Source organism: Streptomyces sp. NPDC058001 (assembly GCF_042886315.1).
Classification (GTDB): domain Bacteria; phylum Actinomycetota; class Actinomycetes; order Streptomycetales; family Streptomycetaceae; genus Streptomyces.
In genome coordinates, this window is the sequence record NZ_JBHVQT010000004.1 from 614,510 (window position 1) to 638,291 (window position 23,782).

Below are 23,782 nucleotides of genomic sequence, written 5' to 3' on the forward strand. Positions count from 1 at the left end.
CTCAATTAGTGAAAGGGTGGTTAAGAGTGGTCGAGTTCCGGATCGACCGGCGCAGCGGCGTCGCCACCTACCTCCAGATCGTCCAGCAGACCAAACAGGCCCTCCGCCTGGGACTGCTCGAACCGGGCGACCGGCTGCCCACGGCCCGCGAGGTCGTGGAGGCCACCGCCATCAACCCCAACACCGTGCTGAAGGCGTACCGCGAGCTGGAGAACGAAGGGCTTGTCGAGGCCCGGCGCGGCCTCGGCACCTTCGTCCGCCGCTCGCTGGGCAGCGGCGCCGCGGACTCACCGCTGCGTGCCGAACTGTCCGGCTGGGCCGCGCGGGCCCGTACGGCAGGGCTCGACCGGGACGACGTGAGCGCCCTGTTCGCGGCCGTACTGGACGAGCACTTCACGCCCGCACCGGCGGACCCGGCGCCGAACCCCACCGTCCACCGCTCCAAGGGAGATCACGTATGACCGACACCGCCATCGAGGCGGCCGGCCTCGGCAAGCGCTACGGCGGACGGCGGGCCCGCAGCACCACCCGCACCACCACCACGCGCACCACCTCCCGCCCCGGCGACACCGGATGGGCGCTGCGCGACTGCGGTTTCCGGCTGCCGGCCGGGCGGGTCTGCGCCGTCGTCGGGCCCAACGGCGCGGGCAAGTCGACGCTCCTCACACTCGCCGCCGGACTCGACCGCCCCACCGAGGGCACCCTGCGCGTCCTCGGCACCGACCCGGCCACAGCACGTGAGCGGATCGGGTACATCGCCCAGGAGAAACCCCTCTACCCGCAGCTCACCGTCGCCGAGACGCTGACGCTCGGCCGGGAGCTGAACCCGGGCCGCTGGGACGCTTCACTCGCCGAGCGGATCGTCGCGGACGGCGACCTCGACCCGGCCGCCCGGATCCGCGCGCTCTCCGGCGGCCAGCGCACCCGGGTCGCCCTGGCCCTCGCCCTCGGCAAACGCCCCGACCTGCTGCTCCTGGACGAGCCGATGGCCGACCTCGACCCGCTCGCCCGGCACCGGCTGATGGGCACCCTGCTCGCCGAGGCCACCGATCGCGGCACCACCGTCGTGATGTCGTCGCACATCCTGGGCGAGCTGGCCGGCGCCTGCGACTATCTGCTGCTCGTCAGCGACGGCGGGATACGGCTCGGCGGCGGCATCGACGACCTGATCGCCGCGCACACCCAGGTCATCGGGCGCGGCCCGGTCGAGGAACTGGCCGCGCACACCGTGGTCGAAGCCCGCGCCACCGGGCGCGGCACCACCGCCCTGATCCGCCCCGACGGCCCGGTCGACGCCGCCTGGGAGACGGCCGAACCTCCCCTGGAGGACATCTTGCTCGCCCATCTCCGCGCCCCGGACACCCCACCGCTGCTCACCCCGAGCGCGACCCCGGCGGCCGACGAGCGCGCGGCGGTGACCGCGTGAGCGCCCCCACCCTGCCCGGCGTGGACCGGATGACCGTCCTGCTGCACCGCAGGACGCTGTGGCTCGGGCTCGGCCTGGTGGTGCTGGCCGGTTTCCTCGCGGGCGGGGTCCGGCTGTGGAAGCAGCTGGCACCCGACCGGGCGGCCTGTATGGCCGGCGCCGACCGGGTCGAGGAGTGCGGCACGAGCCTCCTCGGTTACCCGTACGCCGAGAGCTGGCACCGGCTCTTCGCCGACTCCGGCGGCCTCACCCTGCTCGCCGTTCCGCCCCTGCTCGCCGCACTGGTCGCGGGCCCGGTGATCGCCCGCGAACTGGAAGGCGGACTGCACCGCCTCGCCTGGACCCAGTCCGTCACCCCGACACGCTGGCTCGCGTCACGGCTCGCGGTCTTCGCGACGGCCGCCATGGCCCTGTCGACCGCGCTCGTCGTGATCTACCGCGTCACCTGGCGCCCGATGGCCGCCGACAGCGGCACGTACTGGTACGACACCGGCACCTACGAGTCGAGCGGACCGGTCCTCGTCGCCCTCAGCCTGCTCGGCGTGGCCGTGGGCGCGCTGATCGGGGCCCTGACGCGGCGCACGATCACCGCCCTGGCCACCGGTGTGGTGGCGACGGTGGCCGTCCAGCTCGTCCTGATCTACTTCCGGCCCCGACTGTGGCCCAGCTCGACCATGTCCTGGATAAACGAACTGGGCGACGATCAGCCCTCAGGACCGATCTGGCCGGTCGCCTACGGCTGGGTCAACGGGTCCGGCGAGCGGGTGCCCAACACCCTCTGCGACAACGTCCACAAGTGGTCGGAGTTCGAGTCCTGCCAGGACCGGCACGACATCGTCGGCCAGTACATGGACTACCACCCGACCTCCCACCACTGGCCCCTCCAGTTCGTCGAGACAGGTATCGTCCTCGCACTCGCGGCCGTCGCCGTCTTCGTCACGTTCCGTGTCCTGCGCGCCCGCACCCCCTGACGCACCTCACTGAGGCCCGTCCCTGACGCACATCCCCCTGACGGCCTACCCGAAGCAAGCGGTCCCCGGCGGTGCGAACCCCGGGGGCCGTTCGCCGATGTCCTGCACGTCATGTCCTCGTAACCAATGATTCAGACGAGCTTGCGACGCTCGGTGAATGCAGCCCGCTGTGCCCGACCGTCCTGCGAACGGGACACTCCGCCTGACTCCGGCGCGCTCCGACGCGCCGGTGAAGCCCCTCGCGCGGCACCATGGAGGCATGAGCCAGCAAGATGCCCAGGCACAGATCCAGCACGTCCAGCCGTCCGTGGGTTCCATCGCCGCCCACCGGCCGCACACCGTCGCCGCCGCGGTGTCCGACCTGGAGCCGGACCTGGACGCGGATCTGGACGAGTACGAGGACGACAGCGAGGGCGAGCAGCTGCCCCAGGGCCGTTTCCTCGACCGCGAACGCAGCTGGCTCGCCTTCAACGAGCGGGTGCTCGAACTCGCCGAGGACCCCCAGACGCCCCTCCTGGAGCGCGCGAACTTCCTGGCGATCTTCGCGAGCAACCTGGACGAGTTCTTCATGGTCCGCGTCGCCGGACTGAAGCGGCGCATCGCCACCGGCGTCGCGACCAGGTCCGCCTCCGGCCTCCAGCCCCGCGAGGTGCTGGAGATGATCTGGGCCCGCTCCCGGGAACTCATGGCCCGGCACGCCGCCTGCTACCAGGAGGACGTGGCGCCCGCGCTCGCCGACGAGGGCATCCACCTGGTCCGCTGGGGCGAGCTGACGGACAAGGAGCAGGCCCGGCTCTTCACCCTGTTCCGGCACCAGATCTTCCCCGTCCTGACCCCGCTGGCCGTCGACCCCGCGCACCCCTTCCCGTACATCTCGGGTCTGTCGCTGAACCTCGCGGTCGTCGTGCGCAACCCGGTCAGCGGTCACCGGCACTTCGCCCGCGTCAAGGTGCCGCCGCTGCTGTCCCGCTTCCTGGAGGCGTCGCCCTCGCGGTATGTGCCGATCGAGGACGTCATAGCCGCCCACCTCGAAGAGCTGTTCCCCGGTATGGAGGTCCTGGAGCACCACATGTTCCGGCTCACGCGGAACGAGGACCTGGAGGTCGAGGAGGACGACGCCGAGAACCTGCTCCAGGCCCTGGAGAAGGAACTCATGCGGCGCCGCTTCGGCCCGCCGGTGCGCCTGGAGGTCGAGGAGTCCATCGACCGCTATGTCCTGGACCTGCTGGTGCGCGAGCTGAAGATCGGCGAGGCCGAGGTCTATCCGCTGCCGGGCCCGCTCGATCTGACCGGTCTGTTCGGCATAGCCTCCCTCGACCGGCCCGAGCTGAAGTACCCCAAGTTCATCGCGGGCACCCACCGCGACCTCGCCGAGGTCGAGTCCGCGTCGGCGCCGGACATCTTCGCCGCCCTGCGTGAGCGGGACGTGCTGCTGCACCACCCGTACGACAGCTTCTCCACGTCCGTGCAGGCGTTCCTCGAACAGGCCGCGTCCGACCGTGACGTGCTCGCGATCAAGCAGACCCTGTACCGGACCTCGGGCGACTCGCCGATCGTGGACGCGCTGATAGACGCCGCGGAGTCCGGCAAGCAGGTCCTCGTACTGGTCGAGATCAAGGCGCGCTTCGACGAGCAGGCCAACATCAAGTGGGCCCGCAAGCTGGAGGAGGCCGGCTGCCATGTCGTCTACGGCCTCGTCGGTCTCAAGACGCACTGCAAGCTGTCCCTGGTCGTCCGTCAGGAAGGCGAGACGCTCCGCCGCTACTCGCACGTCGGCACCGGCAACTACCACCCCAAGACCGCCCGGCTCTACGAGGACCTGGGGCTGCTGACCGCCGACGCGCAGGTCGGAGCCGACCTCTCGGACCTCTTCAACCGGCTGTCCGGCTACTCGCGCCGCGAGACCTACCGCCGGCTCCTGGTCGCCCCCAAGTCCCTGCGGGACGGCCTCATCTCCCGTATCAACAAGGAGATCCAGCACCACCGCGCCGGACGCCCGGCCCATGTCCGCATCAAGGTCAACTCGATGGTCGACGAGGCCGTCATCGACGCGCTCTACCGCGCGTCACAGGCGGACGTCCCGGTCGACATCTGGGTCCGCGGCATCTGCGCCCTGCGCCCCGGGGTCCCCGGCCTGTCGGAGGACATCCGGGTACGGTCCGTACTCGGCCGCTTCCTGGAGCACTCCCGGATCTTCGGCTTCGGCAACGGCGGCGAGCCCGAGGTGTGGATCGGCAGCGCGGACATGATGCACCGCAACCTGGACCGCCGTATCGAAGCGCTCGTCAGGGTCACCGACCCGGCCCACCGGGCGTCCCTGAACCGGCTCCTGGAGACCGGTATGTCCGACTCCACCAGCTCCTGGCACCTGGGCCCGGACGGCGAGTGGAACCGGCACGCCACCGACGCGGACGGCCAGCCCCTGCGGAACGTACAGGAGACGCTCATAGACGCCCGGAGGCGCCGGCGTGGCACAGCAACACCATGAACTCTCGGCACAGACCGCGGCGGGCGACGTCCTGACGGCCTATCTGCAGGACCGGGCCACGGACTTCCTCCGCTCGCTGCGGCTGCACCGCGAGAGCGGGGGAGCCACCAACGGAAGTGAGGAGACCGTCGACGCGGCCCGGCAACTGTGCCGCTGCGCGCGCCGCATCAGCGGCACACTCCACACCTTCCGGCCGCTCCTCGACGCCGAGTGGTCCGACGCCCTGCGCCCGGAACTAGCCTGGCTCTCGGGCACGCTGGCCCGGGAACACGCGTACGGGGGTCGGTTGGAACGCCTCTTGGCAGCACTGCAAAGACTCTCGGGCACCGCTACCGTGCCCTCCCCCGCCGGCGCCGGCCCGGCGATCCCGCCCCCGAGCAGCGGCGGTCCGGCCCAGGGCACTCTGACGGTGGGGGCGGCAAAGGCGGGCGCGCTACTGGAACGCCAGCTGACACTGGCCCGTACGCGGGCGCATTCCGCGGCGCTGCAAGCACTCGGCTCCTCCCGCTTCCACGCCGTCGCGGACAACGTGGCGGTCCTGGCCAGCGAGGTCCCCCTCTCCCGCACGGCAGCCACGGCCGACCTGAAGCCCCTCGCCGCGGAGGCCGAGTCCCGGCTGCTCGACGCGGTGGCCGCGCTCCCGCTGCTCCAGGCGGGCCACCCGTACAACGCGGAAGCCCTCGTCCACGGCCTCGCCGCCGACCCCGCACCCCAGTCCCAGGACTCCCCCTGGCACCAGGTCCGCCTCCTGCTCCGCCTGCACCGGTACGCGCGCGAGGTGCTGGCCGGCACCGGCGACGACGACCTCACCGACCCGCGCATCGCGGGCGCGGGCGCGGCCCTGAACCGGCACCTGGACGCGGCCGAGGCGGCAGCGGCGGCGGCCTCGGCGGCCCGCACCCCCCGGATCGCCCCGGCGACGGCGTACGCGCTGGGTGTTCTGCACGCCGACCAGCGGCACGAGGTCGAGGCCGCGCGGTACGCGTTCCAAGAGGTCTGGCTGAGGGAGGCGGTGAGGAGATGACGACGGACGGCAACGGCACCGTTCTGGCCGCCGGCTGTGTCCTGTGGCGACGGTCCGGGATCGACGGTGGACTGGAGATCTGTCTGGTCCACCGGCCCAAGTACGACGACTGGTCGCACCCCAAGGGAAAGCTGAAACGCGATGAGGACGTCCTCACAGGCGCGCTGCGGGAGGTCGAGGAGGAGACCGGCTACCACTGTGTGCCGGGCGCGGGCCTCCCGACGGTCCGCTATCTCGCGAACGGCCGTCCGAAGCGCGTGACGTACTGGGCGGCGGAAGCCACGGAAGGCATTTTCGCGCCAAACGACGAGGTCGACCGCATCGTCTGGCTCTCGCCAAGACAGGCCCGCACGCACGTGACCCACCCCAGGGACAAGACGTTGGTCGACGACCTGCTGACGGCCCTCCATCTCGCGTAACTCCCGCCGTGGGCAGGCGTCCCGCACGGCAGAACGGGTGGGCACAGCCCAAGTACCGGGCGCCCCGAAAGGCAACGGCAACCGAGACCCCCGCGAGACACGACGTAATCCGTTCCGTTACCTCACCGCACCGACCGCAGGGGTTCACCCTCCGTTCACCTACGGCCATAGGCCACTTCACCTGTTCTGCCTAATTTCGGCCTTACGCACCGCGAGCCGTCCACTCCGGCCGGCCCCGCGGAAGCACACGGAACACCGTTACGTACGACACCGCATGCCGTCAGGTTTCCGGCGGCTCCTGGAAGGAACTCCAAGAAGTGAAGCTTCAGCGCAAGAACCGGCTTCGCGCCCTCTCCCTCGGTGCAGTCGCCGTCTCCGGCGCCCTGGCGCTCACGGCGTGCGGCTCCGACGACACGAGCAGCGGCTCGACCGGTGGCAGCGGCAAGGCGACCGCCTCGTCCGGTTCGATCAAGTGTGACGACGCCAAGGGCAACCTGCTGGCCGCCGGCTCCTCCGCGCAGAAGAACGCGATCGACGCGTGGGTCACGAACTTCACGGCCGCCTGCAAGGACGTGAAGATCAACTACAACCCGAACGGCTCCGGCGCGGGTGTCACCAACTTCGTGCAGGGCCAGACGGCCTTCGCGGGCTCCGACTCGGCGCTCAAGCCCGAGGAGATCACCGAGTCCGCCAAGGTCTGCAAGGACAGCCAGGCCATCGACCTCCCGATGGTCGGCGGCCCGATCGCCATCGGCTTCAACGTCCCCGGCGTGGACACCCTCGTCCTGGACGCCCCCACCCTCGCGAAGATCTTCGACGACAAGATCAAGACGTGGGACGACAAGGCGATCAAGACGCTGAACCCCGACGCCAAGCTGCCCAAGACCAAGATCCAGGCGTTCCACCGCTCGGACGAGTCCGGCACCACGGACAACTTCACCAAGTACCTCAAGGCCGCCTCCCCGGCGGACTGGAAGTACGAGGGCGGCAAGGCGTGGCAGGCCAAGGGCGGCCAGTCCGCGCAGGGCTCCTCCGGTGTGGCGCAGCAGGTCAAGCAGACCGCCGGTGCGATCTCCTACTTCGAGCTGTCCTACGCCTCGGACGGCATCAGCACCGTCGACGTCAAGACGGACGCCCCGGCCCCCGTCAAGGCCACCACGGAGAACGCCTCCAAGGCGATCGCCGCGGCCAAGGTCGTCGGCAAGGGCAAGGACCTCGCCCTTGAGCTGAACTACAAGCCCACCGCCGAGGGCGCGTACCCGATCACCCTGGTGACGTACGAGATCGTCTGCGAGAAGGGCAACAAGGCGGAGACGCTGCCCGCGACGAAGGCGTTCCTCACCTACATCGCGAGCGAGGAGGGCCAGGGCCTTCTGTCGGACGCCGGCTACGCCCCGATCCCGACCGAGATCGCGACCAAGGTTCGCGAGACCGTCGCGTCCCTGAGCTGACCTGAGCGTGCGGGCGGACCCGATCCGGGTCCGCCCGCACCGTCCGGTGCACCGCCGCCTGGAGCCACCCCACCGTGTGGCCCCGCAGACCGGAGACTCTTATGGACATATCGACACCGCAGAACACCGCACCACCTCCCCCCACCCCCCAGGCCGCCGAATCCCTGAGTCAGCGCGCCCGTGGCACCTCGCGCGCCGGCGACAAGATCTTCCTCGGACTCTCCCGGGGTTCCGGCATCTTCCTGCTGGTGGTCATGGCCGCCATCGCCGGCTTCCTGACCTACCGCAGCGCGATCGTCCTCAGTAAGAACGAGGGCAACTTCTTCACCACCTTCGAGTGGAACACCAGCATCGATCCGCCGTACTTCGGCATCGCGGTGCTGGCGTTCGGCACGGTCGTCTCCGCACTCATCGCCATGCTCATCGCGGTCCCGATCGCGGTGGGCATCGCCCTTTTCATCTCGCACTACTCGCCGCGCAAGATCGGCGGCCTCCTCGGCTACGTCATCGACCTGCTGGCCGCCGTACCGTCCATCGTGTACGGCCTCTGGGGCGCCCTGGTCCTCGTACCGCACATGAACGGCCTGTTCGGCTGGCTCGACACCTACTTCGGCTGGACCGGGATCTTCGAGTGGCAGGGCGGCCCCGCCCGCTCCATGCTCACCGTCGGCATCCTGCTCGCGATCATGATCCTGCCGATCGTGACCAACGTCAGCCGTGAGGTCTTCCGGCAGGTTCCGCAGATGCACGAGGAAGCCGCGCTGGCCCTCGGCGCCACGCGCTGGGAGGTCATCCGCATGGCCGTCCTGCCGTTCGGCCGCTCCGGTGTGATCTCCGCTTCGATGCTGGGCCTCGGCCGCGCGCTCGGCGAGACGATGGCCGTCGCCACGGTCCTCTCGTCCACCTTCGAGATCAACGCCAGCCTGCTCGACGCGGGCGGCGGTACCTTCGCCCAGAACATCGCCAGCAAGTTCGGCGAGGCCAGCGGATCGGGCCGTGACGCGCTCATCGCCTCCGGTCTCGTCCTCTTCGTGATCACCCTGCTGGTCAACGGCGGAGCCCGCGCGATCATCGCCCGCCGCAAGGAGTACTCGGGGGCCAACGGATGAGCCACGCAGTCACGGACAAGCGTCCGTCCTCCACCCTTCGGGGCGCGACCCTGCCGCGCTGGTCGCCCTGGGCGATCGCCGTCGGCGCGGTCGTCGTCGCGGTCGGGATCGGCCTCGCCGCCGGACTCGACAGCAAGGTCCAGTGGGGCCTCATCGCCGCCCTGCTCTTCGTCTTCGGTACGTACGTCATCGCCGCGAAGGTCGAGGGCCGCCGGCAGGCCAAGGACCGGCTCGCCACCAGCGTCGTCTGGGTCGCCTTCATCCTCGCCGTCATCCCGCTGGCCTCGCTGATCTGGGAGACCGTCAAGCGCGGTGTCAAGGTCTTCGACGGCTACTTCCTCACCCACTCGATGATGGGCATCGCGGACACCCAGCCCGGCGGCGGTGTCTATCACGCGCTCATCGGCACCCTGGAGCAGGTCGGCATCGCCACCCTGATCTCGGTGCCCATCGGCATCATGACCGCGATCTATCTCGTCGAGTACGGACGGGGCAAGCTCGCCAAGGCCGTCACCTTCTTCGTCGACGTCATGACGGGTATCCCGTCGATCGTCGCGGGTCTGTTCATCCTCAGCTTCTGGATCCTGATGATGGGCATGGACTACTCCGGCTTCGCCGGATCCCTGGCCCTGTCCATCCTGATGATGCCGGTCGTGGTCCGCTCCACGGAGGAGATGCTCAAGCTCGTCCCGAACGAGCTGCGCGAGGCGTCCCTCGCGCTGGGCGTCCCCAAGTGGCGGACCATCCTCAAGGTGGTTCTGCCGACGTCGATCGGTGGTATCACCACCGGTGTGATGCTCGCCGTCGCGCGGATCACCGGTGAGACCGCCCCCGTCCTGCTGCTGGTCTGGGGCGCGGCCTACATCAACAACAACCCCTTCGAAGGCGCACAGGCGTCGCTGCCGCTGTACATCTATCAGCAGTACGCGAACAGCGCGGGAGAGGGCGCGGCCTACGACCGTGCCTGGGCAGCGGCCCTCGTCCTGATCGGCTTCGTCATGATCCTCAACCTGGTGGCCCGCGGCATCGCCCGCTGGAAGGCCCCCAAGACGGGCCGCTGACGCGGCCGAAGCGACCCTCTCGAAAGAAGTAGTGATCCCCACCATGGCCAAGCGAATCGACGTCAGCGGCCTGACCGCCTACTACAGCGCCCACAAAGCGATCGAGGACATCTCGATGACCGTGGAGCCCCGCTCCGTGACGGCCTTCATCGGCCCGTCCGGCTGCGGCAAGTCCACCTTCCTGCGCACCCTGAACCGTATGCACGAGGTCACCCCCGGTGGCCGCGTCGAGGGCAAGGTGCTCCTGGACGACGAGGACCTGTACGGCACGAACATCGACCCGGTGGCCGTGCGCCGTACGGTCGGCATGGTCTTCCAGCGCCCGAACCCGTTCCCCACGATGTCGATCTTCGACAATGTGGCCGCGGGCCTCAAGCTCAACGGCTCGTACAAGAAGAGCCAGCTCAGCGATGTCGTCGAGAAGTCACTCAAGGGCGCCAACCTCTGGAACGAGGTCAAGGACCGCCTGAACAAGCCCGGTTCGGGTCTCTCCGGTGGTCAGCAGCAGCGGCTGTGCATCGCCCGCGCCATCGCGGTCGAGCCGGACGTTCTCCTGATGGACGAGCCGTGCTCCGCGCTCGACCCGATCTCGACGCTCGCCATCGAGGACCTGATCGGTGAGCTGAAGGAACGCTTCACGATCGTCATCGTGACGCACAACATGCAGCAGGCCGCCCGCGTCTCGGACCGTACGGCCTTCTTCAACCTCTCGGCAGTCGGCCAGCCCGGCCGGCTCATCGAGATAGACGACACCGAGCGGATCTTCTCCAACCCGTCGGTGCAGGCGACCGAGGACTACATCTCGGGCCGCTTCGGCTAGACCCCTCGCGGTGCTGCATGGCGGTGCCACCGCGAGGAAAAGGGCCCGCCCCCTGGCTCCCGGGGGGCGGGCCCGCGTATTTGGTACGAGAACTTCGTCGTGACCGCGTTGTGGGCAGGCGTCCCGCAGGGCGGGACGGGTGGGCACAACGCCCACGACGGCGGGGTCACCCGAAAGCGAGCTGCACCACCCAATAGCTGAGCGCAGCGACAAAAGCGGCAGCGGGCATCGTAATGAACCAGCCCAGGATGATGTTCTTGGCAACACCCCACCGCACCGCATTAACCCGCTTAGTAGCCCCCACGCCCATAATCGCCGAAGTAATCACATGGGTCGTAGAAATAGGCGCATGGAAAAGAAACGCCGACCCGAACATGATGGAAGCCCCCGTGGTCTCGGCGGCAAATCCCTGCGGCGGATCAAGCTCAATGATCTTCCGCCCCAACGTCCGCATGATCCGCCACCCACCGGCATACGTCCCCAGCGACAACATCACCGCACAAACGATCTTCACCCAGATCGGAATGGGATCCCCGTAGTCCTCGACATCGGAGATAACCAGCGCCATCACGACGATACCCATGGTCTTCTGCGCGTCCTGAAGCCCGTGCCCGAGCGCCATCCCGGCCGCCGAGACGGTCTGCGCTATCCGAAATCCCTGTTTGGCCTTGTGCGGATTGGCCTTACGGAACAGCCACAGAATCGCGCACATCACCAGATAACCGACGACAAGCCCGACCACCGGTGAGACGAACATCGGGATGATGACCTTGTCGACCACCCCGGACCAGATCACATCCGTACCGCCGGCGAGCGCGGCGCCGACCATGCCGCCGAACAGCGCGTGCGACGAGGACGACGGCAGCCCGTAGTACCAGGTGACCAGGTTCCAGATGATCGCGCCGACGAGCGCGGCGAAGAGGATGCCCATCCCCTTGCCGCCCTCAGGCGTGGCGATCAGCCCCTCGCTCACCGTCTTGGCGACCCCGCTGCCAAGAAAGGCGCCCGCGAGATTCATCACGGCCGCCATGGCGAGGGCGGCCCGAGGAGTCAGCGCCCGAGTGGACACGGATGTCGCGATCGCATTGGCCGAATCGTGAAATCCGTTGGTGTACGTGAAGAAAAGCGCGACCCCGATGGTCACGACCAGCGCAAAGGTGTCCACGTACGCTCAGGACTCCTTGACCGCGATGGTCTCCACGGTGTTGGCGACCTTTTCGAAAGCGTCGGCCGCCTCTTCCAGCACATCCACGATCTGCTTCAGCTTCAGTACTTCCATGGCGTCATACTTGCCATTGAAAAGCTGCGCGAGCAGTTTGCGGTGGATCTGGTCCGCCTGGTTCTCCAGCCGGTTGACCTCGATCCAGTACTCGGTGAGGTTGTCCATCGTGCGGAGATTCGGCATCGCCTCGGCGGTCAGGTCGGCGGCCCGTGCCAGCACCTCGATCTGCTGCTCGACACCCTTGGGAAGTTCTTCGACCTGATACAGCACGACCAGGTCGACGGCTTCCTCCATGAAGTCCATGATGTCGTCGAGGGACGAAGCGAGGGTGTAGATGTCCTCGCGGTCGAACGGCGTGATGAAGGAGGAGTTCAGCTGGTGGAAGATCGCATGTGTGGCATCGTCCCCGGCGTGTTCCGCGGCCCGCATGCGCTCTGCGATCTCGGCCCGAGCGGAGGCGTCCGCCCCGAGCAGTTCCATCAGGAGTTTCGAGCCGGTCACGATGTTGTCCGCGGACGCCGCGAACATATCGTAGAAGCTCGTCTCCCTGGGGGTCAGACGAAAGCGCACGTTGGGGTCCTCGGGATGCTTTGGTTTTCGGTCAGGGTGATGCTAAGCGCATCATCCGGCCACAGCTAACCGGCGTTCCCAGTGTCGCCCATTGGGCAAGCTGATCAGCACGGGGCCCGGGCCAACCGTCCCGTACCCAGGAAAGTTCGGTACTATATACCCACCCAGGGTATATAGGGACAACCGTGACACACGGCCCCCCGGGGCAGCATTCAGCAGGAGGACGCGATGACGACCACCGAGGCCGACGCGACGACGGACGCGCCCTCCACGGCGCAGGACGTGGTGACCGACCACGACCGCGGAGTGCACGGCTACCACCACGAGAAGGACGAGCACCTCAAGCGGCTGCGCAGGATCGAGGGCCAGATCAGGGGCCTCCAGCGCATGGTCGACGAGGACGTCTACTGCATCGACATACTGACCCAGGTCTCGGCGTCGACAAAGGCGCTCCAGTCCTTCGCCCTCCAGCTCCTGGAGGAGCATTTGCGCCACTGCGTCGCGGACGCGGCGGTCAAGGGCGGCGAGGAGATCGACGCGAAGGTCGCAGAGGCCACCAAGGCGATCGCCCGCCTGCTCAGGACCTGACCAAGGGCCAGCTACGGAACCTCTACGGGACCTCTAGGGAACGGATCAGGACACCGCCTGGCCGGAACCCGCCCATCACTCGTGGCCGACACGCAGCACCTCGTCGATGCGGTCGGCGCTGAGGCGTTCGTCGAGGGACGCCGACGCGGCGATGATCAGTTCGCCGCACATCTCGATCTCGGCCAGGGCGACGTAGTCCTGCACCGCCGTCGCGGTCGACGCTGCCACGCACATCACCTCTTCCTGCCGTCGCCGACTTCCTAGAGTAGGGAGCGGCCTACGCACCGCGCATGGCACGGACGGACCATTTCCGGCCCGCCCGACCGGTCGGCGCCCCCTGGCCCAGGGCCGTCACCACGGCCCCGCGACCACGGCCCGCGACCACGGGCGCCGGGGCTACGACGCCGGGACTACGGCTCCGCGATCTTCCCCGCGTAAATGTCCCGCTCGTCCGGAAGCCGTACGGACACGGGCGTCCCGAAGTCGTAGAGCAGCGTTGTCGAGGCGACCGCGACCGGCTCTTTCCGGCCCGCGTTGGTGAAACTGAACTCGTGCCGCAGCTTACGGACCCGCCCCTGATCGTCGAGGTACACGTCGAAGGGCACCTCCGTACGCGAGAAGCCTTTCGCCGCCGCCGCGAGCGCCTGGCCGGTCTCTGCGGACGACACCTTCGCCGCCCGCGCCAGATCGGTGATCCCCCGGTAGTGCCGCACCGGCGCGCCCGCGACCTCCGTCTCCCCGACGAAGGTCACCTCCTCGGCGCCCCGCAACAGTTCGGCGGCGGCCAGCGGATCGGTCGCGCCACCCGTGACCAGATTCCCGTCCGACAGGGACGCCGTGTCCACGCGGACCCACTTGTCGGCGGGGACACCCGCGCCGCGGTTCTTCATATAGAGGGCGCCGGGTGCGAGCAGCTCCGTGATGGGGCGGTGCTCGGTGGCGCCGGTCGCGTCCTGCGGCAGCATCACCCGCAACTGCCCGAGCCGGTCCTTGTAGTCGTAGACGCCCTGGCCCCGGATGGTGACACGGGTCCCGCCGGTGGCCATCTCCATCGCGGTACGGGCCTTGGACGAACCGGCGCGGATCAGCTCGCCCGCCGCGCGGTGCACGGCGTCGACCGGATCGCCGGGGTCCACGGTCTCGGCGGCGGCCCCCGACTCGGAGCACCCCGTGGCGCCCGTCATCAGACCCGCCACCGCGACGGCCACGACCAGCGCGCCGCCCGTCCGCCCATGCTGTCGCACCACCATCGGCTGCCGACCCCCAAGTCAGTCCCGACAGGGCGCCCCCTGTCGTCCGGATAACGACGGGTGGGTGCGCTCGTCACGCGCGAGGCCGCGCCACGATCGGTCTCCGGCCGGTCTCCAGCCGGTCTCCGCTCGGTCCCTGACGGCCCTTCGTCCGGTCCACGGGCGCGGTCCGCGGTCGACCCCACCGCTCGGTACCGTGGACCCGTGGCGCATCAGCAGGACCTGACCGGGTCCCCGTCCTCCTCCGGGGGCCACACCACGACAACCGTCGAAAAGGGCCGCTTCATCTCCGCCCGATGCACCTGCGGCTGGCGCGGCCCGGCCCGCCGGGCCCGCAGCAAGGCCCGCTCCGACGCCGCCGAACACGCCCCACCACTCGCCATCTGAACCCACCGCACCACACCTCCCGCCTGTCGATACTTATCGATCCGGACTCCATCGCGCCTCCTTTGAACCAAGCCCCCTTGCCTGCCCGTATCCCCGTGGAACCCTGGGGTCCGCAGGGTCGTCCCGTTCCACGGGACCCGCGACGGACCGGCCGGGACTCCACGGGGAGGCGACATGGAACGGCGTACGTTCATCGGGGCGGGCGCGGCGGCACTGACCATGGGCGTGACCGGGGCGTGCGGCGCCGGCGGTGACGGGACCGGCGGCGCGCCGGGAACCGCCACCGGTACGCCCCGCACCACCGGGACCCCCGCCACCCACTCCGGTTCCGCGACCGCGAGCGCCACCGGACCGGCCGACTGGAAGGCCCTCGCGCAGGACCTCGACGGACCGCTCGTGCGGCCGGGCGACCGCGACTGGACGACGGCACGCCAGCTCTACAACACCCGCTTCGATGGCCTGAAACCGACGGCTGTCGCCTATGTCGCGCACACCGACGACATCCGGTCGGCCCTCGCGTACGCCCGCGCGCACCACATCCCCGTCGCGATCCGCAACGGCGGCCATTCCTACGCCGGTTGGTCGTCGGGCGACGGCCGGCTGATCGTGGATGTGTCGAAGCTGTCGCGGATCCGGGTCAGCGGGGACGAGGCGGTCGTCGGCGCCGGCTGCAAGCTCATCGACGTGTACCGCGCGCTCGCCGCGAAGGGCGTGACCATACCGGCCGGCTCCTGCCCCACCGTCGGCGTCTCCGGTCTCACCCTGGGCGGCGGCCACGGAGTCGTGTCCCGCGCCTACGGGCTGACCTGCGACAGCCTCACCCAGGCCACCCTGATCACGGCCGACGGCAAGGAACTCGTCGCGAACGACCGGGAGAACAGCGACCTGTTCTGGGCCCTGCGCGGCGCCGGGAACGGCAACTTCGGCGTCGTCACGGAACTCCGCTTCCGTACGCATCCGGCCCCGCAGGGCGTGACCGCGTATCTGTCGTGGCCGTGGAGCCGCGCCGCCGCGGTGCTCGGGGCGTGGCAGGAGTGGGGTCCCGAGCAGCCCGACGAGATCTGGTCGTCGGCGCATCTCGCGAACTCCGCCGGCGGCACCCCGACCGTCTCGGTCGCCTGTTTCTCGCTCGGCACGTACGGCGAACTCCAGAACGCCGTCGACCGGCTCGCCGACCGCGTCGGCGCCTCCGCGAGCAGCGTCTCCCTCAAGCGGCGCTCGTACCAGGAGTCGATGGAGGTGTACGCCGGCTGCTCGGCGTTCGGCGACGAAGCGCAGTGCCATATGCCGGGGCCGACCCCGGGTCGGACCCCGCGCGGCGCCCTTCAGCGCGAGACGTACGCGGCCCGCTCCGACTTCTTCGACCGCTCCCTGTCCGCCGCCGGGATCCAGACCCTGCTGTCCCGCGTACGGTCCGTCCAGGGCGGCACCGGCAGCATCGCGCTGACCGCGCTCGGCGGGGCGGTCAACCGGGTCGACCCGACGGCGACGGCGTTCGTGCACCGCCGCTCCCGGATGCTCGCCCAGTACATCGCGTCCTGGCGCCCGGACACCTCGGGCACCGCGGCGACGACCTGGCTGACAACGGCCCACAAGGCAATGACCCCCCACGCCTCAGGCGCCGCCTACCAGAACTACACAGACCCAACCCTCACCAACTGGCGCCAGGCGTACTACGGACAAGCGGCCCCCCGCCTACAGAAACTGAAGAAGCAGCACGACCCAACCAACTTCTTCAGCAACCCCCAGTCCCTGTAAACCCAACCCAACCTGGTTGTGGGCAGGCGTCTCGCAGGGCGATGGGGGTCCCCCCTGGACGGAGCTTGTCGGAGTCCTTGGGGGAGGGTGGGCACAACCACGACGGACCTGCACCCCGACCACGGCGGGTACCCCGAACAGCCCCGCTCAGCTAGCTCAACCCCGCCGCCGGAGTTCCGCTGAGCACATGACCCACATACCGCCGACCCGAATAGCCGCCGGCACGGCAATAGCCGCAGCCCTCCTGACCGCGGGCGCAGCCCTGGCCTCCGCCACGGCCGAGGACGGCACCCCCCACCCCAACGCCGGCATCTGGACCCTCACCTCGGCCGCCACAGCAGCCGCCGCCGGCGCAGCCGGCCGGGCCCTCCTCCGACGCGAGCGCGAGGCGACTACGCCGCGAGATCCCGGTCCCCGGACCCCCCAGGAGTCCTGGCCTCCGGAATCCCCACCGTCTCCTGAGCCACCGTCACCGCAGACCGCCGCCACACCACCCACCCCACCCGCCGAGACGCCCCCACAGCCCGCGCCAGCGGAGTGAGCAACGCGGTCGCGAGCGGCGAGAGCAGCAGCGCGACGGCCGTACCGAGCGCGAAGCCGCCGATGACGTCGGTCGGATAGTGCACGCCCATGTAGACCCGGCAGAAGCCTTCGACCACGGCGAGCCCGATGGCCGCGAGACCGATCCTGCGGTGCGCGACGAAGAGGCCGACGCCCATCGCCATGGCGAGCGTCGCATGATCGCTGACGAACGAGAAGTCGGTCTTCCCATCGACCAGGACCTCAAGGCCCTGGTGGTCCAGGAAGGGCCGGCGGCGCTCGACAAAGCCGCGTATCGGCACGTTCACCAGGATCGCGACGGCCGCACCGAGCGGCGCCCACAGCACGGCGGCGGTGGACGAGGCGGCGTCCCCCAGGGTCGCGGCACGGCGGCGCAGGGTCCACCAGGCCCACAGCACGAGCAGGACCATGCCGACCAGCAGCCCGTACTCCCCGATGAAGCCCACCGTCCGGTCTAGCCAGCCCGGCGCGGCCTTGGCCAGGCCGTTGATGTCGTAGAGCAGGCTGACGTCAGGGTTCGACCCGGATGTCTCGTCGAGTCCAGCCATGGTGCCCGGCCCCTTCGTCCTCATGCGCGCGCGGGCGCACGTCGCTGTGCGCCACTCCACCAACCCCCGCGGTCGTAGATCCGCTTCAGCAAGAGGAACGCACAGTCCCCCTTCATACGTTCCACTCTCCACCGAATGATCACGCAGACGTTATCGAAGAGAGACACATCGCCGCAGCTCAGCGGGTGTGGTCAGGGAGGGGAATCCGGCGAGATCCGGCCAGGCGGCCGACGTCGGGTGCACCATCATCACACGCGCGCTCAGCGCCTGGAACCCGCCCGCGCGACCTTGATCAGACGTTCGACGGACCGGTCGGCAGCGCTTTCGCGCCGTCTTCGGTCACACGCGTCGCACCGAAGTAGTCGGGGGTGTCGATCGGGTCGAAACGGATGACGGCGTTGGGACGCGGCGCGTCGATCATGTAGCCGCCGCCGACATAGATGCCGACGTGCCGGATGGCGCGCGAATTGGTGAGGTCGTCCGAGAAGAAGACGAGGTCACCGGGGAGCAGTTCGTCACGTGCGGGGTGCGGGCCCGCGTTGTACTGGTCGTTGGCGACCCGGGGCAGCTCGATCCCCACGGTCTCGTACGCGGCCTTGGTCAACCCGGAACAGTCGAAGCGGCCCCCCTGGTCGGCGGTGCCGTTGCCGCCCCACAGGTACTCGGTGCCGAGTTTCTGCTGCGCGTAGTAGATGGCGCCCGCGGCCTGCTGCGAGGGCTGCACCCGCCCGACGGGCCGCGCGAAGCTCTGCTCCAGACTGCGGATGGTCTTCACATAGTTCTGCGTCTCGCGGTACGGGGGGACGCCGCCGTACTTGATGACCGCGTACGCGCCCGCGTTGTAGGCGGCGAGCATGTTCTCGGTCGGGTCGCCCGGCGCGTCCTTCACATACTTGGCCAGCTCGCAGTCGTACGAGGCCGCCGACGGAATGGCGTCCTGCGGGTCCCAGACGTTCCGCTGCCCGTCACCGTTCCCGTCGATGCCGTGCGTGGCCCAGGTACCGGGGATGAACTGCGCGATGCCCTGCGCCTTTGCGGGGCTCTTCGCGTTCGGGTTGAACCCGCTCTCCTGGTAGAGCTGCGCGGCGAGCAGCGCCGGGTTGATCGCGGGGCAGAGGTTCCCCCACTGCTGCACGAGCGGCTGGTACGCGGCCGGCACCGCGCCCTTGGCGAGACCGACGGCGCCTTTGCCGATGCCGTTGGTGAGGTTCCCGGCGACCATGTACGTCCCGACGACGAGCAGCATGACGAACCCGAGCCCACCGCTGGCGGCGGCCCCGGCCACGATCCACGCCTTACGCACCGTCAACCGCCTCTCGCCGCACCGCAGTCCACCGTTCGCCAGTGTAGAGGCGCGGGCCGCGCCGACCAGGGGGCATCGCCGGGGTCTCGGGGCCCGGCCTTCACAGAATCCTCCCCGGTGGCAAAGATTCCGCCCTGGTGCCACGAACCGGCCCTGGATAGCGTGAGTGCCGATCCAGCCAACCCTCACCCACCCAACGGGAGTCGACCGTGAACCGCCGCTCCACGCTGCTCACCGTGGCCACGCTCACCACCGCGGCGACCCTCGCGCTGTCCGCCTGCGGCGGGGACGACAAGGCACCGGACGACAAGATCTCGGGCGCCGAAACGAGCGCCAAGGAGTCGGCGACGCCCAGCACGAGCGCGTCGGAACCGGCGGGCGCCGGCCGGCCGGACATCACACTGCCCGGCGACCTCAAGCTGACGTTCGAGGGGGCGAAGACGGGGGACGCCGTCAAGGACGCCGTACTCGCCGACAACGAGCAGCGCATGCGCGCGGTGGACGCCGCGATCACCGGCACCGACGCCAAGGGCGAGGCGCTCGCGTTCTACAACACCGGCAAGGCGCTGGAGGCCGCGCTCGACTGGGTCGGGCAGTTCAAGAAGGCGAACGCGACGATGACGGGCGAGGCCCGGTACTACGACCGGACGGTCACGCTGAAGGGCAAGACGTCCGCCGTGCTGACCTTCTGCGCGGACGAGAGCAAGGGCTTCAGCAAGGACAAGAAGACCGGTGAGATCTCCAAGACCCCGGTCACGAAGAACAGTTACGTCTTCTACAACACCCGCCTCGACAAGAACGGAGCGGGCGTCTGGCAGACGTCGCAGATCATTTCCACACGGGGAGCTTCATCATGTCAGCCTTGACGTCCGCCTTGACGGCCTTGCCACCCTGGAAAAGGGTCACGTCCTGGAAACGGGCCACGGGCGCCGCCGCCGTCGCGGGCGCCCTGGTCCTGGCCGCGACCCCGCCCGCCTGGGCGGACATCGTGCCCGGGGGCAACGGTTCCGGCTCGGAGACCCAGGTCGACGGGGGCCAGCAGGACGGCGGCATATCGGCCACGGCGGGCGCCGTCGTCTTCGACCGCTCCAAGAACGGCTCGGGCCCCAAAGCGGGACCGGTCACCACGTCCTCCTCCAACTGGACGCCACCCGCCTGCTATTACGCGCCGAAGTACTCCCCGGACCAGCTCAAGGACTATCTGGAGCCCATCTGGAACGCCGAGTCGACCGGCCACGAGTGGGACGTCTCCCAGCGCGACCGGTACGTCAACGGCAAGCCGTACACGGACTTCAACAAGGACAAGGAAGGCAAGGGCCACTGGTGGTCCTCCTACGTCACCCCGGGCCGTGAGGGCGACCCCGGCGCGCTGAACTGCGACGAGCCCTACTTCTGGGTCGACCAGGGCGACCCGCCGCCCGCCAACATTCCGGAAGCCATCACTCCGGAGATGCTCGCCATGCTCGCGTACGCCGAGATCCGCGTCCCGTCGACGGAGGTCGACCTCGCCCCCGCCGGCACCACGAAGGTGAACCTGCCGACCTGGGCATGGCTGAACGGCGCCCAGTTCAAGCCGGTCTCCGTCACCGCGTCGGTGCCCCTGCTCAACATCACCGCGACCACGACCGCGGAACCCGTCTCGCTGAAGATCGAACCGGGCACGGACGACGCGATCACCTATCCCGCGTCGGGCGAGTGCCGGATCACCAACGGCCGCATCGGCGAGCCGTACAGCAAGGGCAAGTCGGGCGGAACCCCACCGTGCGGCGTGAAGTACCTGCGCTCCTCCGGCGACGACACGTACAAGCTCCAGGCGACGGTCACCTGGAAGATCCACTGGGCCGGTACGGGGGTCCCGGGACCCGTGGATCTACCCGAGGGGACATTCGGGGACGACCAGAACGTGACGGTCCAGGAAATCCAGTCGGTCAACCGCTGACACACTGCGTATCGTGCGTGGCGCCCGGAGTTCCGGGGCATCTCACTCCGTAGGAGTGGCCGGGCAGTGCGGGGGGGACGGGCGTCGACCGGGCGTCCGGCGACCAGGGGGAGTCGAGGCGTCATGGTCTGGGACCAGCGACCTGAGAACGGGAAAGAGAGCGGGGACGGCGGCACGGGGGCCGGGGCGACCGGCGGGGCGCAGACGCCTACGCCCAACACACCGCCGTCCGAGCAGCCGTCGGACCGGATCCCCGAGCAGCGATCGACACAGACGCCCGACCAGCCGTCAGTACCGTCACAGGCACAGCCACCGACGCCCGTACCGCCACCGCCACCCGCACAGGCACCCGCTGAGGCACCTGCCCAGCCGTCGGTCCCACCGCAGTCGCCCGCGCCGCCCTCCTACCAGCCCTACGGCCCACCGCCCGGCCCGTCGCCCGCCGGACCGACGCCCTCCGCGCCCTCCGCACCCGAAAATCCCTACGGCCCGCCCCCCGGCGGCCCGTTGCCCCCCGACTTCTCCCCCGGCGAGTTCCTGCTCGGGGGGCCGCCGCCCCGGCCCCCCGCCCCTTCCGGCCCCGCGGACCCGCTGCGGGCCGTCGCCGTCGCGCTGCTGAACCTCAGCGGGCTCGGCATCGGGTACGCGCTGCTGCGCCGCTGGGGTGCCACGGGAGTGTGCTGGGTCGCCACCGCCGCGCTGCTGTTCGTCGCGCTGCCCGCCGACGTCGACGGCGTCTCCGGAGGCGCACTCGTCGCGTATCTCGTCCTCCTCGCGCTCGCCGCGCTTCATGGCGCCTTCCGCGCGCTGCGTACGCCCCTGTCGTGGCCGCCGCGCGCCCCCATCGCGCTCGTCCTCGGCCTGGTGCTGCTCGCCGTCCCGGCGGGCGGCGTCGTGGCGTACGGCGCCGCGCACGACGAGGCCGTCGAACAGATGCTGCTCGACCGGCTCGACAACGCCGACCGGCTCGTCCGCGCCGCGGCCGGCCGGCCGTTCACGACCGGCGAGGCCGACTTCCGCAAGGCGCTCACCCTCTACGGCGACCTCGGCGACGACCACCCGGACTCGCGCGCGGCCCACCGCGTACCCGACCGGCTGACCGCGTACTACAAGACGGTCGGGGCGCCGTACGCGGACAAGAAGTACTGCGAGGCCGTCGCGCCGCTGACCTATCTGCGGACCGTGCCGAAGGTCATCGACCGCGAACGGCTCGGCTCCCTCGCCGGCTGGCCCGACGACCGGCTCGCCACCTCGCTGTACGAGTGCGGCGTGACCGAGCTCGGCGTCACCGAAAGCGTCGACGCCCCCGACGGCAACCTCGGCGAACTCCTGCGCACCTTCCCGGAGTCCGAGCCCGCCGCCCGCGTCGAACCGGCCGTCAGCTCCGCGATAGACGCCGCGGCCAAGGGCATCAAGGGCGACAAGCCCTGCGACGCCACCGACCGCCTGCGCGTCCTGAACCGCCAGGCGCTCCGCCTGCCGGGCGACAAGGCGGGCGTCACCGACGCGCTCCACAAGGACGCCGGCCGCGCCGAGTCCAAGCTCGCGGCCGGCTCGTACGCCTGTGGTGTCGACCAGTACAAGGACGGCGACTTCAAGGCCGCGCAGGGCACCCTGGACGACTTCATCGCGAGCTACAAGAACGACAAGAACCGGGCCCGCGCGCAGAAGATCGTCATCGCCGCCGAGATCGCCCAGACCGAACCCGCGGCCGGCAAGCGACTGCCCTCGACCGGCAACCCCGGCGGCAGCATCCCCGTCACCTTCAAGAACGACAGCCCCGACGAGATCGAGGTCCTGTTCACCGGCCCGGTCACCGGCAGCATGAAGCTGAAGCGCTGCGCGGGCTGCACGACCTACAGCACCGCGATCAGCGCCCAGTTCAGCGCCTGCAAGGCGAGCGGCAGGAACTACCCGAGCAAGACCCTGAGCCTGCCCCCGGGCACGTACTACTTCCTCCACAAGCCTGTGGACAACCCCACCGTCACCACCCCCGGCAGCGACACCGCCAACATCCGCAACGGCTACCTGTACACGGAGTGCGCCTACGTCCTCACCAACGGCCTCGGCTACGGACTCTGACGCCGCCTCACAGCCGCGCGGGGTAAAAATGGGGATGACGGTAAAGGGGAACAACGACACAACCACGTGACAGGTTTCGGGGTCCTTCATTGCCCGGCGTGACCCCGCGTGATACACAGAGTGACCATGCGGTCCTTCGTATGCCGTCTCACGCCCCGCGCGGGGGCCGGCGACCGGGGATCCGTACGAAACCCGCCAACCAATGACGTCAAGTCGACATCCGTCGGCGCCATTGTCGGCGACAATAGGCGTGACCTCTGCGCACTCGCAGAGGAGCGGGAACTACCCAACAGGGGCGGTGAGTTACATGCTTATGGCAGCCGAAAAGGGCGACATCACCACCATCATCGGCGGGATCGCCCCGGACTGGGGGCCCTTCGGGAGCCTGGGCAGCGAAGCGCGGGTGATGATCCAGGTAGTGATGGCGGTCGCCATCATGCTCTGCCTGGGCATCGCGATCTGGGGCGCGGCCAAACAGCGCATCGGCGCGACGGCACTGCGCGACACCTTCAGCGCGGAGCAGGGCAAGGGCCTCATCATCGCGGGCCTGACCGGTGTGTTCATCATCGGATCCCTCGGCACGCTCTTCACCATCGTGTACGGCATGGCCGTCTAGCCGCGCCGCGTCCGGCGCCCGTCAGTCCCGGTCGGAGCGCCCCGTTCATCCCCCGTCCCACCCGTCCGTCGCGCCCACCGGCTGAGGTTGCGTTTCCCTGATGTCGAGTCACCACACCGCGCCCGCGCGGGAACCAGCACGGCTACCGTCGTACTACGCGGTCCACGCGGTTGGGTACGACGCTGAGGG

The 23,782-nt window shown here is 69.6% G+C and carries 23 protein-coding genes; 17 read left to right on the forward strand and 6 right to left on the reverse strand.

Going from position 1 to position 23,782, the window contains the following annotated elements; all coding sequences use genetic code 11:
* Positions 1–26 precede the first annotated feature (26 nt).
* The 10 genes from ACFVT5_RS12620 (at position 27) to pstB (ending at position 10,769) form a co-directional block, all read left to right on the forward strand.
* Positions 27–461 (forward strand): GntR family transcriptional regulator, encoded by a 435-nt coding sequence (locus ACFVT5_RS12620; RefSeq protein WP_389885119.1) that lies wholly within the window; start codon positions 27–29, stop codon positions 459–461.
* A complete protein-coding gene (locus ACFVT5_RS12625) occupies positions 458–1,426 on the forward strand; it encodes an ABC transporter ATP-binding protein (RefSeq protein ID WP_389885122.1) in 969 nt (322 codons plus the stop codon). Before ACFVT5_RS12620 ends, ACFVT5_RS12625 begins: the two co-directional genes overlap by 4 nt.
* Entirely contained in the window at positions 1,423–2,397 is a 975-nt protein-coding gene (locus ACFVT5_RS12630) for an ABC transporter permease (protein ID WP_389885125.1), read from the forward strand. The genes ACFVT5_RS12625 and ACFVT5_RS12630 overlap by 4 nt, the downstream gene beginning before the upstream one ends.
* Before the next feature lie 259 nt (positions 2,398–2,656).
* Positions 2,657–4,885 carry an RNA degradosome polyphosphate kinase gene (locus ACFVT5_RS12635; RefSeq protein ID WP_389885128.1) on the forward strand — a complete coding sequence of 743 codons (2,229 nt, stop codon included), beginning with the start codon at positions 2,657–2,659 and terminating at the stop codon, positions 4,883–4,885.
* Positions 4,866–5,909, forward strand: a complete 1,044-nt coding sequence (locus ACFVT5_RS12640) for a CHAD domain-containing protein (protein ID WP_389885131.1) — start codon at positions 4,866–4,868, stop codon at positions 5,907–5,909. Before ACFVT5_RS12635 ends, ACFVT5_RS12640 begins: the two co-directional genes overlap by 20 nt.
* The gene (locus ACFVT5_RS12645; RefSeq protein WP_389885134.1) at positions 5,906–6,328 is read left to right on the forward strand and encodes an NUDIX hydrolase; all 423 of its coding nucleotides are present in this window, start codon (positions 5,906–5,908) and stop codon (positions 6,326–6,328) included. The genes ACFVT5_RS12640 and ACFVT5_RS12645 overlap by 4 nt, the downstream gene beginning before the upstream one ends.
* A gap of 317 nt (positions 6,329–6,645) precedes the next feature.
* Positions 6,646–7,779: a phosphate ABC transporter substrate-binding protein PstS gene (gene pstS, locus ACFVT5_RS12650; RefSeq protein ID WP_389885136.1), complete on the forward strand. Its 1,134-nt coding sequence runs from the start codon at positions 6,646–6,648 to the stop codon at positions 7,777–7,779.
* 101 nt (positions 7,780–7,880) lie between these two features.
* A complete protein-coding gene (pstC, locus tag ACFVT5_RS12655; RefSeq protein WP_389885139.1) occupies positions 7,881–8,888 on the forward strand; it encodes a phosphate ABC transporter permease subunit PstC in 1,008 nt (335 codons plus the stop codon).
* Positions 8,885–9,949, forward strand: coding sequence for a phosphate ABC transporter permease PstA (gene pstA / locus ACFVT5_RS12660; protein ID WP_389885141.1), 1,065 nt, complete (start codon positions 8,885–8,887; stop codon positions 9,947–9,949). The genes pstC and pstA overlap by 4 nt, the downstream gene beginning before the upstream one ends.
* A 43-nt stretch (positions 9,950–9,992) precedes the next feature.
* Entirely contained in the window at positions 9,993–10,769 is a 777-nt protein-coding gene (gene pstB, locus ACFVT5_RS12665) for a phosphate ABC transporter ATP-binding protein PstB (RefSeq protein WP_389885143.1), read from the forward strand.
* A gap of 166 nt (positions 10,770–10,935) precedes the next feature.
* Here the strand turns inward: pstB and ACFVT5_RS12670 are convergent, their stop codons facing one another.
* Together ACFVT5_RS12670 and ACFVT5_RS12675 are read right to left on the reverse strand one after the other, a co-directional pair.
* The gene (locus ACFVT5_RS12670) at positions 10,936–11,934 is read right to left on the reverse strand and encodes an anion permease (RefSeq protein WP_389885146.1); all 999 of its coding nucleotides are present in this window, start codon (positions 11,932–11,934) and stop codon (positions 10,936–10,938) included.
* A gap of 6 nt (positions 11,935–11,940) precedes the next feature.
* Positions 11,941–12,561 carry a DUF47 domain-containing protein gene (locus ACFVT5_RS12675; RefSeq protein ID WP_389885149.1) on the reverse strand — a complete coding sequence of 207 codons (621 nt, stop codon included), beginning with the start codon at positions 12,559–12,561 and terminating at the stop codon, positions 11,941–11,943.
* 228 nt (positions 12,562–12,789) lie between these two features.
* Between ACFVT5_RS12675 and ACFVT5_RS12680 the strand changes: the two genes are divergently transcribed.
* Positions 12,790–13,149: a metal-sensitive transcriptional regulator gene (locus ACFVT5_RS12680; RefSeq protein ID WP_389885152.1), complete on the forward strand. Its 360-nt coding sequence runs from the start codon at positions 12,790–12,792 to the stop codon at positions 13,147–13,149.
* A 75-nt stretch (positions 13,150–13,224) separates the two neighbouring features.
* On the opposite strand, the gene ACFVT5_RS12685 is transcribed toward ACFVT5_RS12680, so the two are convergent.
* Positions 13,225–13,377 carry a hypothetical protein gene (locus ACFVT5_RS12685; RefSeq protein WP_389885304.1) on the reverse strand — a complete coding sequence of 51 codons (153 nt, stop codon included), beginning with the start codon at positions 13,375–13,377 and terminating at the stop codon, positions 13,225–13,227.
* 182 nt (positions 13,378–13,559) lie between these two features.
* Complete coding sequence (locus ACFVT5_RS12690) at positions 13,560–14,399, reverse strand: hypothetical protein (RefSeq protein ID WP_389885154.1); 840 nt, start codon at positions 14,397–14,399, stop codon at positions 13,560–13,562.
* Between the two features lie 204 nt (positions 14,400–14,603).
* Here ACFVT5_RS12690 and ACFVT5_RS12695 point away from each other — a divergent pair, with 204 nt between their 5' ends.
* Both ACFVT5_RS12695 and ACFVT5_RS12700 read left to right on the forward strand, forming a co-directional pair.
* A complete protein-coding gene (locus ACFVT5_RS12695; protein WP_389885157.1) occupies positions 14,604–14,786 on the forward strand; it encodes a hypothetical protein in 183 nt (60 codons plus the stop codon).
* A gap of 174 nt (positions 14,787–14,960) precedes the next feature.
* Entirely contained in the window at positions 14,961–16,544 is a 1,584-nt protein-coding gene (locus tag ACFVT5_RS12700) for an FAD-binding oxidoreductase (RefSeq protein WP_389885160.1), read from the forward strand.
* Between the two features lie 392 nt (positions 16,545–16,936).
* Here the strand turns inward: ACFVT5_RS12700 and ACFVT5_RS12705 are convergent, their stop codons facing one another.
* Positions 16,937–17,653 carry a phosphatase PAP2 family protein gene (locus tag ACFVT5_RS12705; RefSeq protein ID WP_389885163.1) on the reverse strand — a complete coding sequence of 239 codons (717 nt, stop codon included), beginning with the start codon at positions 17,651–17,653 and terminating at the stop codon, positions 16,937–16,939.
* 292 nt (positions 17,654–17,945) lie between these two features.
* Complete coding sequence (locus ACFVT5_RS12710; RefSeq protein ID WP_389885166.1) at positions 17,946–18,956, reverse strand: NlpC/P60 family protein; 1,011 nt, start codon at positions 18,954–18,956, stop codon at positions 17,946–17,948.
* Positions 18,957–19,165: 209 nt separating this feature from the next.
* On the opposite strand from ACFVT5_RS12710, the gene ACFVT5_RS12715 reads away from it, so the two are divergent.
* From ACFVT5_RS12715 to ACFVT5_RS12730, 4 genes are all read left to right on the forward strand, one after another.
* Complete coding sequence (locus ACFVT5_RS12715) at positions 19,166–19,822, forward strand: hypothetical protein (protein WP_389885169.1); 657 nt, start codon at positions 19,166–19,168, stop codon at positions 19,820–19,822.
* Positions 19,810–20,895 carry a hypothetical protein gene (locus ACFVT5_RS12720; RefSeq protein WP_389885172.1) on the forward strand — a complete coding sequence of 362 codons (1,086 nt, stop codon included), beginning with the start codon at positions 19,810–19,812 and terminating at the stop codon, positions 20,893–20,895. Before ACFVT5_RS12715 ends, ACFVT5_RS12720 begins: the two co-directional genes overlap by 13 nt.
* 123 nt (positions 20,896–21,018) lie before the next feature.
* Positions 21,019–22,977 (forward strand): hypothetical protein, encoded by a 1,959-nt coding sequence (locus ACFVT5_RS12725; RefSeq protein WP_389885173.1) that lies wholly within the window; start codon positions 21,019–21,021, stop codon positions 22,975–22,977.
* Between the two features lie 307 nt (positions 22,978–23,284).
* On the forward strand, positions 23,285–23,593 hold the full coding sequence (locus ACFVT5_RS12730; protein ID WP_389885176.1) for a hypothetical protein: 309 nt from the start codon (positions 23,285–23,287) through the stop codon (positions 23,591–23,593).
* Positions 23,594–23,782: the final 189 nt, after the last annotated feature.

Bases quoted from the DNA above. Each gene is read 5' to 3' on its own strand.
- ACFVT5_RS12645 (WP_389885134.1), top strand. From the start codon at position 5,906: ATGACGACGGACGGCAACGGCACCGTTCTGGCCGCCGGCTGTGTCCTG.
- pstC (WP_389885139.1), top strand. From the start codon at position 7,881: ATGGACATATCGACACCGCAGAACACCGCACCACCTCCCCCCACCCCC.
- ACFVT5_RS12690 (WP_389885154.1), bottom strand. From the start codon at position 14,399: ATGGTGGTGCGACAGCATGGGCGGACGGGCGGCGCGCTGGTCGTGGCC.
- ACFVT5_RS12635 (WP_389885128.1), top strand. From the start codon at position 2,657: ATGAGCCAGCAAGATGCCCAGGCACAGATCCAGCACGTCCAGCCGTCC.
- ACFVT5_RS12625 (WP_389885122.1), top strand. From the start codon at position 458: ATGACCGACACCGCCATCGAGGCGGCCGGCCTCGGCAAGCGCTACGGC.
- ACFVT5_RS12680 (WP_389885152.1), top strand. From the start codon at position 12,790: ATGACGACCACCGAGGCCGACGCGACGACGGACGCGCCCTCCACGGCG.
- ACFVT5_RS12700 (WP_389885160.1), top strand. From the start codon at position 14,961: ATGGAACGGCGTACGTTCATCGGGGCGGGCGCGGCGGCACTGACCATG.
- ACFVT5_RS12725 (WP_389885173.1), top strand. From the start codon at position 21,019: ATGGTCTGGGACCAGCGACCTGAGAACGGGAAAGAGAGCGGGGACGGC.
- ACFVT5_RS12720 (WP_389885172.1), top strand. From the start codon at position 19,810: ATGTCAGCCTTGACGTCCGCCTTGACGGCCTTGCCACCCTGGAAAAGG.
- ACFVT5_RS12730 (WP_389885176.1), top strand. From the start codon at position 23,285: ATGCTTATGGCAGCCGAAAAGGGCGACATCACCACCATCATCGGCGGG.
- pstA (WP_389885141.1), top strand. From the start codon at position 8,885: ATGAGCCACGCAGTCACGGACAAGCGTCCGTCCTCCACCCTTCGGGGC.
- pstB (WP_389885143.1), top strand. From the start codon at position 9,993: ATGGCCAAGCGAATCGACGTCAGCGGCCTGACCGCCTACTACAGCGCC.
- ACFVT5_RS12705 (WP_389885163.1), bottom strand. From the start codon at position 17,653: ATGGCTGGACTCGACGAGACATCCGGGTCGAACCCTGACGTCAGCCTG.